The organism is Streptomyces ardesiacus, assembly GCF_003112575.1.
In the GTDB taxonomy this organism is placed as follows: Bacteria; Actinomycetota; Actinomycetes; order Streptomycetales; family Streptomycetaceae; genus Streptomyces; species Streptomyces ardesiacus.
The window spans coordinates 377529-390756 of sequence record NZ_BEWC01000010.1; the positions used below are offsets into that span (position 1 = coordinate 377529).

The following is a 13228-nucleotide window of genomic DNA, read 5'->3' on the forward strand; positions in this document are numbered from 1 at the left end:
GCTCCTGACGGAGTGTCCGGGCCCCTTGGTGCGCGGCGCGTGCTACTGGGTGCGGTTCTCACCGCGGTAGTACTCGAAGACCCAGCCGAACAGGCCGATCAGCAGGATCGGTGCCGAGAAGTACACCAGCCACCAGCCGAGGGCGATGCCCATGAAGGCGAAGGCGCCACCGACGGCGAGCGCCAGCGGCTGCCAGCTGTGCGGGCTGAAGAACCCGACCTCACCGGCGTCGTCCGCGACGTCCGCCTCGGTGTTGTCCTGCGCGCCCACGTCGACCCGCCGCGCCGTGAAGGCGAGGTAGAAGCCGACCATGATGGCCAGGCCGAAGGCCAGGAAGAGCGCGGTGGTGCCCGCCGGCTCCTTCGACCAGTAGCCGTAGACGATCGCCACGGCGAGCAGGAAGACGCTCAGCCAGATGAAAATCTTGCCCTGGATCTTCACTTCCCGGCCTCCTTGCCGCCGGCGAGGGCCTTCTCACCGTGGCCGACGTTCTCCAGCTGGTCGAGCGCGGAGATCTCGGGGTAGTGCAGGTCGAAGGCGGGGGATTCACTGCGGATGCGCGGCAGCGTGAGGAAGTTGTGCCGCGGCGGCGGGCAGGAGGTCGCCCACTCCAGCGAACGGCCGTAGCCCCACGGGTCGTCCACCTCGATCTTCTTGCCGTACTTGGCGGTCTTCCAGATGTTGTAGAAGAACGGCAGGATCGACATGCCGAGCAGGAACGAGCTGATCGTCGAGATCGTGTTCAGGGCGGTGAAGCCGTCCGCGGCCAGGTAGTCGGCGTAGCGGCGCGGCATGCCCTCGGCGCCCAGCCAGTGCTGGACCAGGAACGTGCCGTGGAAGCCGATGAACAGCGTCCAGAAGGTGATCTTGCCGAGGCGTTCGTCCAGCATCTTGCCGGTGAACTTCGGCCACCAGAAGTGGAAGCCGGCGAACATCGCGAACACCACGGTGCCGAACACCACGTAGTGGAAGTGCGCCACCACGAAGTACGAGTCCGAGACGTGGAAGTCCAGCGGCGGCGAGGCCAGGATGACACCGGTCAGACCACCGAAGAGGAAGGTGACCAGGAAGCCGGTGGACCACAGCATCGGTGTCTCGAAGGACAGCGACCCCTTCCACATGGTGCCGATCCAGTTGAAGAACTTCACACCGGTCGGGACCGCGATCAGGAAGGTCATGAAGGAGAAGAACGGCAGCAGCACGCCGCCCGTGACGTACATGTGGTGCGCCCACACCGTCACCGACAGACCCGCGATCGCGATCGTCGCGCCGATCAGGCCCATGTAGCCGAAGATCGGCTTGCGGGAGAAGACCGGGATGATCTCACTGACGATGCCGAAGAACGGCAGCGCGATGATGTAGACCTCCGGATGCCCGAAGAACCAGAACAGGTGCTGCCACAGCAGGGCCCCGCCGTTGGACGAGTCGAAGATGTGGGCACCGAACTTGCGGTCAGCCTCCAGCGCGAACAGGGCCGCGGCCAGCACCGGGAAGGCCAGCAGGACCAGAACACCGGTCAGCAGCACGTTCCAGGTGAAGATCGGCATGCGGAACATGGTCATGCCCGGCGCGCGCATGCAGATGATCGTGGTGATGAAGTTGACCGAGCCGAGGATGGTGCCGAAGCCGGAGAAGGCCAGACCCATGATCCACAGGTCACCGCCGATACCCGGCGAGTGCACCGCGTCCGACAGCGGCGAGTACGCGAACCAGCCGAAGTCGGCCGCGCCCTGCGGGGTCAGGAACCCGCCCACCGCGATGGTCGAGCCGAACAGGTACAGCCAGTAGGCGAACATGTTCAGCCGCGGGAACGCCACGTCCGGCGCACCGATCTGCAGCGGCATGATCCAGTTCGCGAAGCCCGCGAACAGCGGCGTCGCGAACATCAGCAGCATGATCGTGCCGTGCATCGTGAACGCCTGGTTGAACTGCTCGTTCGACATGATCTGCAGACCGGGCCGGGCCAGCTCGGCGCGCATGAAGAGCGCCATCACCCCGCCGATCACGAAGAACGCGAACGACGTCACCAGGTACATCGTGCCGATCGTCTTGTGGTCGGTGGTCGTCAACCACTTCACCACGACGTTGCCGGGCTGCTTGCGCCGTACCGGCAGCTCGTTCTCGTACGAGTCCTCCGCTGCCGAGGCACCCTGGGGTTCGTTGAGGATGCTCACAGGTTGTTCGTCTCCCGGTTCTTCTCGTGGCTCGTCTGAGCGATGCCCGCGGGAACGTAACCGGTCTGCCCCTTCTTCGCGAGGTCCTGGAGGTGCTGCTCGTAGCGCTCCGGGGAGACGACCTTGACGTTGAACAGCATCCGGGAGTGGTCCACGCCGCACAGCTCGGCGCACTTGCCCAGGAAGGTCCCCTCCTTGTTGGGGGTGACCTCGAAGGCGTTGGTGTGGCCCGGAATCACGTCCTGCTTCATGAGGAACGGCACCACCCAGAAGGAGTGGATGACGTCACGCGAGGTCAGGACGAAGCGGACCGTCTTGCCCTTGGGGAGCCAGAGGGTCGGGCCCGGGTTGTTGGTCTGCGGGTTCCGCGTGCCGGGGACACCGCAGTCGTAGACACCGCCGGCGTTGGCCGGGAAGTCCTCGACGAACCGGTCGGGGATGCCGGCCAGTTCCTTGGAGGTCTTGGCGTCGCCGGTGGAGCCCGGGACGTTCTCGATGTGGTTGAAGCACCAGCTCCACTGGAAGCCGACCACGTTGACCGTGAGGTCGGGCTTCTTGTTGAGGCTCATGAGATCGGACTCGTCACGCGCGGTGAAGTAGAACAGCACCGAGACGATGACGAGCGGAACCATGGTGTACAGCGCCTCGATGGGCAGGTTGTACCTGGTCTGCGGAGGGACCTCGACCTTGGTGCGGCTGCGCCGGTGGAAGAAGACACTCCACAGGATCAGGCCCCACACCAGCACGCCGGTGGCCAGCGCGGCAGCCCAGGAGCCCTGCCACAGGGAGAGGATCCGCGGAGCCTCTTCCGTGGTTGGGGTGGGCATGCCGAGGCGGGGGAAGTCCTCGTATGTGCAACCGGTGGCGGTCGCCAGGACCAGGCCCGCGGTCAGTGCCTGCAGCAGCTTCCGCCGCATCGGGCGCCGCGGCGAGCGGTCGGAGCCGTTGGGACTCACGTAGCGCCTTCCCGAGAGTCTCGCCCGCGCGGTTGGCTGCGGCCTGCCTTCTCGCTGGTCGGTCGCCGCCCTGCGTCGGGCAGGGGTTTGATGTTTATGCGGACCAAACCCTAGCCGACGCCCTCCGGGGGGTCGCGGGGAGGGTGGCATACGCGCCGGGGGTCACTCCCAAGGGTGCGGTCGGGCGCCTGCGGGGAGGGTGCCAGGGGTTGTTCGGCGGCTGACGGTTCGTCGTGGTCGTGCGCGCCCACGCGGCTGAGCCGCACGCGTCACGGCCCGGTGCCCCTGACGGGGCGCCGCCGCCCCGGGCGTTCTAGCGTTGCCGTGTGGCCTACTTCGATGCTGCTTCCGCTGCTCCTCTTCATCCCGTCGCCCGGCAGGCGCTGTTGGCGTCCCTCGACGAGGGGTGGGCCGACCCCGCCCGGCTGTATCGCGAAGGGCGGCGGGCGCGGCTGCTGCTGGACGCCGCCCGCGAGGCGGCTGCCGAGGCCGTGGGGTGCCGGGCGGACGAGCTGGTGTTCACCCCTTCGGGGACGCGGGCGGTGCATGCGGGGGTGGCGGGGGCGCTGGCCGGACGACGGCGCGTCGGACGCCACCTGATCGTGTCAGCGGTCGAACACTCCTCCGTCCTGCACGCGGCCGAGGTGCACGAGACGGGCGGCGGGGCTCTCACCCAGGTCCCCGTGGCCCGGACGGGCGCGGTGGACCCGGCGGCGTACGCGGCGGCCCTGCGCGAGGACACGGCACTGGCGTGTCTCCAGTCGGCCAACCACGAGGTGGGCACCGAACAGCCGGTGGCGGAGGTGGCGGCTCTCTGCCGGGCGGCGGGGGTGCCGCTGCTGGTGGACGCGGCGCAGTCACTGGGCTGGGGGCGGGTCGAGGGCGACTGGTCGCTGCTCGCGGGCAGTGCCCACAAGTGGGGCGGGCCCTCGGGCGTGGGGCTGCTCGTCGTGCGCAAGGGGGTGCGGTTCGCGCCGCAAGGGCCCGGGGACGAGCGGGAGTCGGGGCGGGCGCCCGGGTTCGAGAACCTGCCCGCGATCGTGGCCGCGGCGGCGTCGCTGCGGGCGGTGCGGGCCGAGGCCGCGGCGGAGGCGGCCAGGCTGCGGGAGCTGACGGAGCGGATCCGGGCCCGGGTGCCGGCCCTGGTGCCGGACGTGGAGGTGGTCGGTGATCCGGCGCGGCGGCTGCCCGGGATCGTCACCTTCTCGTGTCTCTATGTCGACGGGGAGACTCTGCTGCACGAACTGGACCGTGCCGGTTTCTCCGTGTCGTCCGGATCGTCCTGCACGAGCAGCACCCTGACGCCGAGCCACGTCCTGAAGGCGATGGGGGTCCTCACCGAGGGCAACGTCCGGGTGTCGCTGCCGCCGGGGACCCCGGCCGAGGCCGTCGAACGGTTCCTCGAGGTGCTGCCGGGCACGGTGGCCGCGGTGCGCGAGAGGCTCGGGGCGCCGGTCGCGACGGGGACCGTCCGCGCGGCCGGCCCCGACCTCGTCGTGGACGCGCTGGGCCGGCGCTGCCCCATTCCGGTGATCGAACTGGCCAAGGTCATCGACGACGTCCCCGTCGGCGGCACCGTGCGCGTCCTCTCGGACGACGAGGCGGCCCGCCTCGACATCCCGGCGTGGTGCGAGATGCGGGGGCAGGAGTACGTGGGCGAGGAGCCGGCGGAGAGGGGAACGGCCTACCTGGTCCGCCGGACCGGCTGACGCCGGGCAGGGGTGCGGGGCTGTGCGGGCCTGCGGCTCGGCCGCGGGCCGACCGGCCCCGCAGCCGCCCCCGCACCGGCACCGGCACCCGCACCCGCACCCGCACCCGCACCCGCACCCGGCGACGCTCCTCGCGAGGCGCCGGAACAGTCTCCCCGCTTCAGCCCAGGTGCTCCTGGACCTCCTCCGCGGCCTCTTCCCCGTACGCCTTCGTGAACCGCTCCATGAAGTGCCCGCGCCGCAGCTGGTACTCCTGCGTGCCCACCGTCTCGATGACGAGCGTCGCCAGCATGCAGCCGACCTGCGCCGCCCGCTCCAGCGGCACGCCCCAGGCCAGCCCGGACAGGAAGCCCGCGCGGAAGGCGTCGCCGACGCCCGTGGGGTCGGCCTTGCGCTCCTCGTCGGGGACGCCGACCTCGATGGTCTCCTCGCCGGCCCGCTCGATGCGCACGCCCCGCGCGCCGAGGGTGGTGACGCGGTGGCCGACGCGGCCGAGGATCTCCTCGTCCGTCCAGCCGGTCTTGGTCTCGATGAGCCCCTTCTCGTACTCGTTGGAGAAGAGGTAGGTCGCCCCGTCCAGCAGTATCCGGATCTCGTCGCCGTTCATCCGGGCGATCTGCTGGGAGAAGTCGGCGGCGAAGGGGATGGACCGGGTCCGGCACTCCTCGGTGTGCCGGAGCATCGCCTCCGGGTCGTCGGCGCCGATGGAGACCAGGTCGAGGCCGCCCACGCGGTCGGCGACGGTCTTCAGCTCGATGAGGCGGGCCTCGCTCATCGCTCCCGTGTAGAAGGAGCCGATCTGGTTGTGGTCGGCGTCGGTGGTGCAGACGAAGCGGGCGGTGTGCAGGGTCTCGGAGATGCGGACCGAGTCGGTGTCGACGCCGTGCCGGTCCAGCCAGGCCCGGTACTCGTCGAAGTCCGCGCCGGCCGCGCCGACGAGGATCGGCCGGGTGCCGAGCTGACCCATGCCGAAGGCGATGTTCGCGGCGACCCCGCCCCGGCGCACGTCGAGCTGGTCGACCAGGAAGGAGAGCGAGACCGTGTGCAGTTGGTCCGCGACGAGCTGGTCGGAGAAGCGGCCGGGGAAGGTCATGAGGTGGTCGGTGGCGATGGAGCCGGTGACTGCGATGCGCACGGCGTGGACTCTCTCCTGAGGGGAGGCGGGTTGACGGTTCACGCTACCCGGCGTGACCGCCAGGCTGAAGCAGGTGAAACTACCCGGTAGTACGACTTTCTTCGCACGACGGGACGTGCCTACGGTTCTGTTATGACGAACCTGAGGACCGCCGACCCCGCCCCGGCCGACCTGGACGGCGACCTGGAGTCGCTGCGCGGCGACTGCGCCCGGATGACCCGGCGTTGGTCGGCCCCCGCCGACGCCGCCGCCCGGCCGGTGCCGCTCACCCTCATCCACGGCGTCCGGGTGCCGCCGGCGTCGGCCCGGCTGCTGGAGGCGATGTCGGACTACGGCGACTGAGCGCCTCGCCGCAGGGCCACTCGGAAGCCGTTCGGGGCGGTTCCCGGGGCCGTTCGGGCGACTGGCGCCGTCACCGGGAACCGGATCCCGGCCCACCGCGTCCCACCGCTGTCCCCAGGAACAGTCGAAGGAGCGATGCGGTGAACACCCAGCGACCCGACAACGACGACGTCGACGCCGCCGACGAGGCCGGCACCGGGCGTCCCGCGCGGCGGCGGCCCCGGGCGGTCGCGGTCGCGTCGGTGGCCGCCGCCGTGCTGGTCATGGGGGGCGGCGGCGCCTACCTGGCCACGTCCGCCGCCGGGGACGACACGGACGGCGGTACGGCATCCGGCGCATCCGGCCCCTCCGGCGACGGCACTCCCCCGCCCCTCACCCTCGACGACCACGCCGGGACGTCCGGCGAGGGCGGCCCGCCCGGCATCGCGCCCGGCGAGCCCGACCCGTACGGCGTCACCTACCGCGCCGACGGGCCGCTCCCCGAGGGTCCCGGCTCGGCGCCCGTGTACCGGGCCGAGGGCGGCGTCACCGAGGCCGAGGTGGCGCGGCTGGCCCGGGCGCTGGGGCTGGAGGGCGCACCCCGGGTCCAGGGCGGGGCGTGGAGGGTCGGCAACGCGAAGGACGGTTCCGGGCCACTGCTCACGGTGGACCGGCAGGCGCCGGGCACGTGGACCTTCCACCGCTACGCGCCCCGCACGGACGACTGCGGGAAGGGCGCCGAGTGCAAGGCGCCGTCGGCCGACGGGACACCGGTGGGCGAGGCGGCCGCGAAGAAGGCGGCGGCGCCGGTGCTGAAGGCGCTGGGCCAGGACGACGCCAAGCTGGACGCGAGCCAGGTCATGGGCGCCCGCCGGGCCGTGAACGCGGCACCGGAGGTGGGCGGGCTGCCCACGTACGGCTGGACGACAGGGATCGTGGTCGACGCGTGGGGCGAGGTGGTCGGCGGCAGCGGCCGGGTGAAGGCGCCGGTCAAGGGAGACACGTATCCGGTCCTGGGCGCCGAGGAGACGCTGGCGCGGCTGAACGCGCCGGGGGCGGGAGCCGGGACCGGGCGCGCCGGGGGCATCGGCGGCTGTGCCCGCCCCGTACCGCATCAGGACGGGGCGGACATGCCCTGCGCGCTGCCGACCGGTGCGCCGGACTCACCCGGGACCCGAGGGAAGCGGACCGCCACGGTGGAGGACGCCGTGTTCGGGCTGGCCGCGCATCCGGTGCGGGGACGGCAGACGCTGGTGCCGTCCTGGCTGTTCGAGGTGCGGACGCCGGGCACGGACGACGCGGTGACGGTCACGTACCCGGCGGTCGACCCCGCGTTCCTGACGACGGCCCCGCCCGCCTCCCCCGCTCCCTCCGGCGAGCCGGACGCGAAGCCCGGGAAGCCGCGGGACGTGCGGGTGAGCGGCTACACGGCCGAGGGCGACGAGCTGACCGTGCACTTCACGGGCGGGGTGTGCTCCGACTACGACGCGAAGGCACGGGAGAGCGGCGGGAAGGTGACCGTCGAGGTGACCGAGACCCCGCATCCGGACAAGGTGTGCATCCTCATCGCCAAGGAGTACGAGCGGACGGTGCGGCTCGACAAGCCGCTGGGGGACCGGACGGTCGTGGATTCCCACGGCGAGAGCGTCCCGCTGCACAAGCCGGGCGCACGGCTGCCGGCTCCGTCCGGGGCCCGGTGACGCCGGCGACGGGCCCAGAAGCGGCGGAAGGGCGGTGGCCCGGGGTTCGTCCCCGGGCCACCGCCCTTCTCGCGCTCGGCGCCGCGCGGCGCGCTGCTCCTCAGCTGAAGGAGTCGCCGCAGGCGCAGGAACCCGTCGCGTTCGGGTTGTCGATCGTGAAGCCCTGCTTCTCGATCGTGTCCACGAAGTCGATGGTGGCGCCGCCGAGGTAGGGGGCGCTCATGCGGTCGGTGGTGACCTTGACGCCGCCGAAGTCCTTCACCACGTCACCGTCGAGCGAGCGCTCGTCGAAGAAGAGCTGGTAACGCAGGCCGGAGCAGCCGCCGGGCTGGACGGCGACGCGCAGGGCCAGGTCGTCGCGGCCTTCCTGGTCGAGCAGGGCCTTGACCTTGGCCGCGGCGGCGTCGGTCAGGATGATGCCGTCGGTGACGGTGGTGGTCTCGTCCGATACGGACATCTACATCTCTCCCGGGTTGTACGGAGACTGCTTGCCGACGGTGTCAACCGACGGAGCCGCGGATTCATTCCGGGCGGGACCGAGTCTTTGCCTCGGTGTCCCCCTCATGCTCGCACACGCGACCGCCTGCGGTCAGGGGCCGGGGACGGCGGCGGTGGACGACGGCCCCCGGACGGGCGGCCCGGGGCGCCGGGATTCACGTCACACCGACACTATCGGCATCGTCAAAGTGACGTGAACCGGCTATGATATATAGCGTCAGTTCGACGAAAAGGGTCGACCGAAAAGTAGAAAGGGTGCGTGTCGTGACCACCGCCCAGCCCCAGGAGCTCGACGTTCAGCCGACGCCCCTCGCCCTGCTGCTGCTCGGCCGCGAGGCCGACCCGAGGAGCGAGCGGGGCGTGGAGTGCCCCGGCGACCTTCCCTCGCCCTCGGACCCGGACCTGGTCGCACGCGCCCGTGCGGCCAAGGAGAAGCTCGGCGACAAGGTCTTCGTCCTCGGTCACCACTACCAGCGCGACGAGGTCATCCAGTTCGCCGACGTCACGGGCGACTCCTTCAAGCTGGCCCGGGACGCGGCGGCGCGCCCCGAGGCCGAGTACATCGTCTTCTGCGGTGTGCACTTCATGGCGGAGTCGGCCGACATCCTGACCTCGGACGACCAGAAGGTGGTCCTGCCCGACCTGGCGGCAGGCTGCTCCATGGCGGACATGGCCACCGCCGAACAGGTCGCCGAGTGCTGGGACGTGCTGACCGAGGCCGGGATCGCCGAGCAGGTCGTGCCCGTGTCGTACATGAACTCCTCCGCGGACATCAAGGCGTTCACCGGCAAGCACGGCGGCACCATCTGCACCTCCTCCAACGCCGAGCGCGCCCTGAACTGGGCGTTCGAGCAGGGGGAGAAGGTCCTCTTCCTGCCCGACCAGCACCTGGGCCGCAACACCGCGGTGCGGGACCTGGGCATGTCGCTGGAGGACTGCGTCGTCTACAACCCGCACCGGCCGAACGGCGGGCTGACCACGGAGGAGCTGCGCGCCGCGAAGATGATCCTGTGGCGGGGCCACTGCTCGGTGCACGGCCGCTTCAGCCTCGACTCGGTCAACGACGTGCGCGAGCGCATACCGGGCGTGAACGTCCTGGTGCACCCCGAGTGCAAGCACGAGGTCGTGGCGGCGGCGGACTACGTCGGCTCGACCGAGTACATCATCAAGGCCCTGGAGGCGGCCCCGGCCGGTTCCAAGTGGGCCATCGGCACCGAACTGAATCTCGTCCGCCGCCTGGCGAACCGTTTCGCCTCCGAGGACAAGGAGATCGTCTTCCTCGACAAGACGGTCTGCTTCTGCTCGACCATGAACCGCATCGACCTCCCGCACCTGGTCTGGGCCCTGGAGTCGCTGGCCGAGGGCACCCTGGTCAACCGCATCGAGGTCGACAAGGAGACGGAGGCCTTCGCGAAGCTGGCCCTGGAACGGATGCTGGCGCTGCCGTAGGGGCGCCGACGGGGTTCCCCCGACCCGCGGCGGCTCGCACGGCTGGGGCCCTGCCCGACCACCATCGGTGTCGGGCAGGGCCCCAGCCGTTCCCGGGTGCCTCAGACCTTCGCCGGCTCCGGCTCGTCCGACGCCTTTGCCTGCGGCGCCGCCCCGCCGCCCTTCTTCGCCGCCCGCTTCTTCGCGCGCCGCTCCTTGCGGAGCTCCAGCATCGCGTAGAGGGTCGGGACCAGGAGCAGGGTCAGCAGGGTCGACGTGATCAGGCCGCCGATGACGACCACCGCGAGCGGCTGGGCGATGAAGCCGCCCTCGCCGGTGACGCCCAGCGCCATCGGGAGGAGGGCGAAGATCGTCGCCAGGGCCGTCATGAGGATGGGACGCAGCCGGTGGCGGCCGCCCTCGACGACGGCTTCGACGACGCCGTAGCCCTGCTTGCGGTACTGGTTGATCAGGTCGATCAGCACGATGGCGTTGGTGACCACGATGCCGATCAGCATCAGCATGCCGATCATCGCCGGGACGCCCATCGGGGTGCCCGTGGCGATCAGCAGGCCGATCGCACCGGTCGCCGCGAACGGGATGGACACCAGCAGGATCAGCGGCTGGGCCAGCGACCGGAAGGTGCCGACCAGCAGCATGAACACGATGGCGATGGCCGCGAGCATGGCCAGGCCCAGGTTGACGAAGGCCTCGTCCTGGTCCGCCGTGACGCCGCCGATCTCGGCCGTGGCGCCGGCCGGCAGGTCCAGTCCGTTGATCTTCGACTGGAGGTCCGCGCTGACCGCGCCGGTGTTGTCGCCGGTCGGCTTGGCGGTGATGGTCGCCGAGCGCTGGCCGTCGATGCGGGTCATCGAGACCGGGCCGTCCACCATCTGCACGGTGGCGATGTCGCCCAGCTTCGCCGCGCCCAGGTTCAGGGCCTTCAGCTCGGCCATCGTGGTGGCGGGCTGCGCCGACTTGATGACGACGTCGCGCTCGGTGTCGTCCAGCGTCGCCTTGGCCGCCGGGGTGCCGCGCACCGCCTGGGCGACGGCCGCGCCGAGGGTCTGGTCGGTGAAACCGGCCTCCGCGGCCTTCGCGTTGGCCTTGACCGAGATGCGCGGCACGCTCTGCGCCAGGTCGCTGGTGACGTCGGTGACGTCGTCGAGGCCGGCGACCGCCTTGCGGACCTGCTCGGAGGCCTCGCGGAGCACCTGCGCGTCGGCCGCCTTCACGACGACGCTGAGGTCCTGGCTGCCGAAGCCGTCGCCGCCGGCGACCGTGGTGGTGCCGATGCCGTCGAGCTCGGCCAGCCCGTCCTCGATGTGGTCCTGGACGTCCGTGTACGAGGCCGAGTCCTCCAGCATGACCTGGTAGGAGGCCTGGTTGGTGTCCGTGCCGCCGCCGAAGGCGGCCATGAAGCCGGACGAGCCGATGGTGACCTGGTAGTCCTTGACGCCCTTGGTGTCGCCGAGCAGCTTCTCGACCTTCTTGGCCTGCTCGTCGGTCGAAGCGAGGCTGGTGCCGGGCTTCAGCTCCTGCTGGATGCTGAGGACCTTCTGCTCGCCCTGGTCGAAGAAGTTGGTCTTCAGCAGCGGCGCCATGCCGAAGGTGCCGACCAGCACGACGACCGCGATGGCCACACTGACCAGGCGGCGGCGGGTGGCGAAGCGCAGGACGGGGACGTAGAAGCGCTGCAGGCGACTCCTGGCCTCCTTCTCCTCGGCGAGACGACGGGCCTCGGCCGCGTCCTCCGGGGTGCCCTTCGGGGGCCGCAGGAACCAGTACGACAGGACCGGCACGACCGTCAGCGACACCAGCAGGGACGCCAGCAGCGCCGCGGTGACGGTGAGGCTGAAGGAGCCGAACAGCTCGCCGACCATGCCGCCGACCAGCCCGATCGGCAGGAACACGGCGACCGTGGTGAGCGTGGACGAGGTGACCGCCCCGGCGACCTCGCGGACGGCGCCCAGGATGGCGTCCTTGCGCTCCTCGCCGTAGCCGAGGTGGCGCTTGATGTTCTCCAGGACCACGATCGAGTCGTCGACGACGCGGCCGATCGCGATGGTCAGCGCACCCAGCGTCAGCATGTTGAGCGACAGGTCGCGCGTCCACAGGACGATCAGCGCCAGCACCACCGACAGCGGGATGGAGACCGCGGTGACCAGGGTGGAGCGGATCGACGCCAGGAAGACCAGGATGACCAGGACGGCGAAGAGCAGCCCGAGCCCGCCCTCCGTGGTCAGGCCGGAGATGGCCTTGGAGACGGCCGGGCCCTGGTCGCTGACGACCGTGAGGGTCGCGCCGGAGCCGAGCTGCTCGCGCAGGCCGGGCAGCTTGTCCTCGACGGCGTTCGAGATGGAGACCGCGCTGCCGTCGTGGTCCATGGTCACGACGACCGCGAGGGACGGCTTGCCGTTGGTGCGGGTGAGGGAGTCGGCCTTGGCCTCCTCCTCCTTGACGGTGGCGACGTCGCCGAGGCGCACCGGCTTGTCGACGCCCTCGCCGGTGACCATGAGGTCCTGGATCTGCTTCACCGAGGTGTAGCCGCCGCCGACCTGGACGGTGCGGTTGGCGCCCGCCTCGTCGAAGGAACCGGCCGGGACGGTCGCGCCGCCCGCCTGGAGGGACTGGGCCAGCGCCTGCGGGCTCACCTTGGCCGCGGCCAGCTTCGCCGGGTCGGGCGTGACGGTGACCTGGACGTCGCGCACGCCGTCGACCATGACCTGGGCGACGCCGTCGATGTTCTTCAGCTCCGAGACGACCGTCTTGTCGAGCTGGTCGGCCAGCGCCTGCTGGTCCTTGTCCGAGGTGACGGCGAGGACGACGGTCGGGATGTCGTCCGTCGAACCGGAGATGACCTGCGGGTCCACGCCGTCCGGGAGCTGGGCGCGGGCCCGGTTCACGGCCTGCTGGACGTCGGCGACGAGCTGCTGGGTGTTCGGGCCGTAGTCGAAGGACGCCATGATGACGGCGTTGCCCTCACTGGCCGTGGAGGTGACGCCCGAGATCCCGTCGACGGCCTCGAGGTTGTCCTCGATCGGCTCGACGACCTGCTTCTCGACCACGTCGGGCGAGGCACCCTGGTACGGGGCCAGGACCGACACCATGGGCAGTTCGATGGTGGGCAGCAGCTGCTGCTTGAGCTGGGGTATCGCGATCGCCCCGAAGACGAGCGCGACGATCGACATCAGCCCTATCAGGGCCCGTTGCGCGAGGCTGAATCTCGACAGCCAGGACATGGGTCAGGGTCTCTCTTCTGTGGCCGAGCAGGGACGGGGCACATGGCAGCGCCGGGCGCGGGCGG

Annotated in this window: 10 protein-coding genes; 4 read left to right on the top strand and 6 right to left on the bottom strand. The window is 70.8% G+C overall.

Annotated elements, in window-relative coordinates; translation table 11 throughout:
• Window positions 1–42 precede the first annotated feature (42 nt).
• From Sdi02f_RS31660 to ctaC, 3 genes are read right to left on the bottom strand one after another with little or no spacing between them, the layout of a single operon-like run.
• Entirely contained in the window at window positions 43–441 is a 399-nt protein-coding gene (locus Sdi02f_RS31660; protein WP_030402105.1) for a cytochrome c oxidase subunit 4, read from the bottom strand.
• A complete protein-coding gene (gene ctaD, locus Sdi02f_RS31665; RefSeq protein WP_108934441.1) occupies window positions 438–2174 on the bottom strand; it encodes an aa3-type cytochrome oxidase subunit I in 1737 nt (578 codons plus the stop codon). The genes Sdi02f_RS31660 and ctaD overlap by 4 nt, the downstream gene beginning before the upstream one ends.
• The gene (gene ctaC, locus Sdi02f_RS31670; RefSeq protein ID WP_030405047.1) at window positions 2171–3130 is read right to left on the bottom strand and encodes an aa3-type cytochrome oxidase subunit II; all 960 of its coding nucleotides are present in this window, start codon (window positions 3128–3130) and stop codon (window positions 2171–2173) included. The genes ctaD and ctaC overlap by 4 nt, the downstream gene beginning before the upstream one ends.
• Window positions 3131–3456: 326 nt before the next feature.
• On the opposite strand from ctaC, the gene Sdi02f_RS31675 reads away from it, so the two are divergent.
• Entirely contained in the window at window positions 3457–4839 is a 1383-nt protein-coding gene (locus tag Sdi02f_RS31675; RefSeq protein ID WP_108934442.1) for a cysteine desulfurase/sulfurtransferase TusA family protein, read from the top strand.
• Window positions 4840–4999: 160 nt separating this feature from the next.
• Here the strand turns inward: Sdi02f_RS31675 and Sdi02f_RS31685 are convergent, their stop codons facing one another.
• Entirely contained in the window at window positions 5000–5974 is a 975-nt protein-coding gene (locus Sdi02f_RS31685; RefSeq protein ID WP_030405045.1) for a carbohydrate kinase family protein, read from the bottom strand.
• Window positions 5975–6106: 132 nt separating this feature from the next.
• On the opposite strand from Sdi02f_RS31685, the gene Sdi02f_RS31690 reads away from it, so the two are divergent.
• A complete protein-coding gene (locus tag Sdi02f_RS31690) occupies window positions 6107–6316 on the top strand; it encodes a hypothetical protein (RefSeq protein WP_031088050.1) in 210 nt (69 codons plus the stop codon).
• Window positions 6317–6456: 140 nt separating this feature from the next.
• Window positions 6457–7995: a hypothetical protein gene (locus tag Sdi02f_RS31695; RefSeq protein WP_108934443.1), complete on the top strand. Its 1539-nt coding sequence runs from the start codon at window positions 6457–6459 to the stop codon at window positions 7993–7995.
• A gap of 100 nt (window positions 7996–8095) precedes the next feature.
• Here the strand turns inward: Sdi02f_RS31695 and Sdi02f_RS31700 are convergent, their stop codons facing one another.
• Entirely contained in the window at window positions 8096–8452 is a 357-nt protein-coding gene (locus Sdi02f_RS31700; protein ID WP_030405042.1) for an iron-sulfur cluster assembly accessory protein, read from the bottom strand.
• A gap of 305 nt (window positions 8453–8757) precedes the next feature.
• Between Sdi02f_RS31700 and nadA the strand changes: the two genes are divergently transcribed.
• On the top strand, window positions 8758–9942 hold the full coding sequence (gene nadA / locus Sdi02f_RS31705) for a quinolinate synthase NadA (RefSeq protein WP_031088046.1): 1185 nt from the start codon (window positions 8758–8760) through the stop codon (window positions 9940–9942).
• A 101-nt stretch (window positions 9943–10043) separates the two neighbouring features.
• Here the strand turns inward: nadA and Sdi02f_RS31710 are convergent, their stop codons facing one another.
• Complete coding sequence (locus Sdi02f_RS31710; RefSeq protein WP_031088038.1) at window positions 10044–13163, bottom strand: efflux RND transporter permease subunit; 3120 nt, start codon at window positions 13161–13163, stop codon at window positions 10044–10046.
• Between the last annotated feature and the right edge of the window lie 65 nt (window positions 13164–13228).

Bases quoted from the DNA above. Each gene is read 5' to 3' on its own strand.
- Sdi02f_RS31690 (WP_031088050.1), top strand. From the start codon at position 6,107: ATGACGAACCTGAGGACCGCCGACCCCGCCCCGGCCGACCTGGACGGC.
- Sdi02f_RS31700 (WP_030405042.1), bottom strand. From the start codon at position 8,452: ATGTCCGTATCGGACGAGACCACCACCGTCACCGACGGCATCATCCTG.
- Sdi02f_RS31710 (WP_031088038.1), bottom strand. From the start codon at position 13,163: ATGTCCTGGCTGTCGAGATTCAGCCTCGCGCAACGGGCCCTGATAGGG.